This window comes from Shigella sp. FC1967 (assembly GCF_001743005.1).
Taxonomy (GTDB): domain Bacteria; phylum Pseudomonadota; class Gammaproteobacteria; order Enterobacterales; family Enterobacteriaceae; genus Proteus.
Window position 1 is genome coordinate 1 of record NZ_MIIZ01001227.1, and the last position, 463, is coordinate 463.

General features: G+C 44.3%; 2 pseudogenes. One reads left to right on the plus strand and one right to left on the minus strand.

The features are described from left to right. A pseudogene (locus BHE89_RS20515) lies at positions 1–148 on the minus strand (IS200/IS605 family transposase); the annotation flags it as partial. Between the two features lie 56 nt (positions 149–204). On the opposite strand from BHE89_RS20515, the pseudogene BHE89_RS20520 reads away from it, so the two are divergent. After that, positions 205–463 (plus strand): annotated as a pseudogene (locus tag BHE89_RS20520) (helix-turn-helix domain-containing protein); the annotation flags it as partial.

Here is a 463-nt window from a genome sequence, read left to right on the forward strand (position 1 = left end):
AGTCAAATGCATCACGCAGTTGAGCGATCATCTGTCCGTCAAATAGCTTACGTCGATACTTTGTCGTAAAGATCAGAGGCACGACCAGTTTACTGACACGGTGCCGCTTTCTGAGGAATTCCGCCAGTAAATCATCATGATTACTCAATTGATATATTGCCCTAACATGTTAAAATAAAAACATTATATCAATGAGCGCTGATGATGTTAAGAGCAACAAAAAGTACGCATCTACCCAACACCAGAACAGGCTGAATATCTCAACGCTCAGTTCGGTGCGGTTCGTTTTGCGTACAACAAAGCGCTGCACATCAAGAAAGACGCTTACCAGCGGCACGGCGTAAATTTAAACCCGCGTAAAGACCTTAAACCGCTGCTTGCCGTGGCGAAAAAATCCCGCAGATATGGGTGGCTTAAAGAATATGATTCAATTGCATTGCAGCAGGCGGTGATTAACCTTGAC